Source organism: Halorubrum sp. Atlit-28R (genome assembly GCF_003665955.1).
In the GTDB taxonomy this organism is placed as follows: domain Archaea; phylum Halobacteriota; class Halobacteria; order Halobacteriales; family Haloferacaceae; genus Halorubrum; species Halorubrum tropicale.
The window spans coordinates 1-436 of sequence record NZ_QPLS01000295.1 but is presented as its reverse complement, the minus strand read 5'-3'; the positions used below and the strand labels follow the sequence as shown (position 1 = coordinate 436).

The 436-nt window shown below is 43.8% G+C and carries 1 protein-coding gene; it reads left to right on the top strand.

Features of this window, described 5'->3' with window-relative positions; genetic code table 11:
- Window positions 1-245: 245 nt before the first annotated feature.
- Window positions 246-436, top strand: a 191-nt coding sequence (locus DVK06_RS19530) for a hypothetical protein (RefSeq protein WP_233561829.1), incomplete at its 3' end; no start/stop codon positions are given.

The window sequence follows — 436 nt, the reverse complement described above, 5'->3', positions numbered from 1 at the left end:
AGAAGACCCACGAAGTGGCGGTAACGATGATGAATAAGGGGTTTTACTAAGCGATGGATCCCGGTGAAGAGGAATCCCGGATCGAAATACGGAATACGGGTAAAAACAAACCTCACTTGTCCGATAAGTAGATCCTTCTTATGGTTGCCCCATTTTCCTCTTTCAGCGTAATCTATGCGTTAGCTTTTCTTTTACCAGGGTTCATCACCTATAAACTTGCAAAACACTTTGGTCCTGTAGTTTCCGTGGACGACCGGTTTGATAAAGGGATTTACACAGTCGGTGGATCCGGTCTTACTCTGATTGCGGGATTGTTGTTGTTTCATCTCCTAACTCTTGATTTTCAAATTCGCATCGTAGACGCCTACGCACCCCTAGAGATAGGAATATTCTACCTTTTGGCTCTAATCTCTTCTATTGTGTTGGGATATGTGTC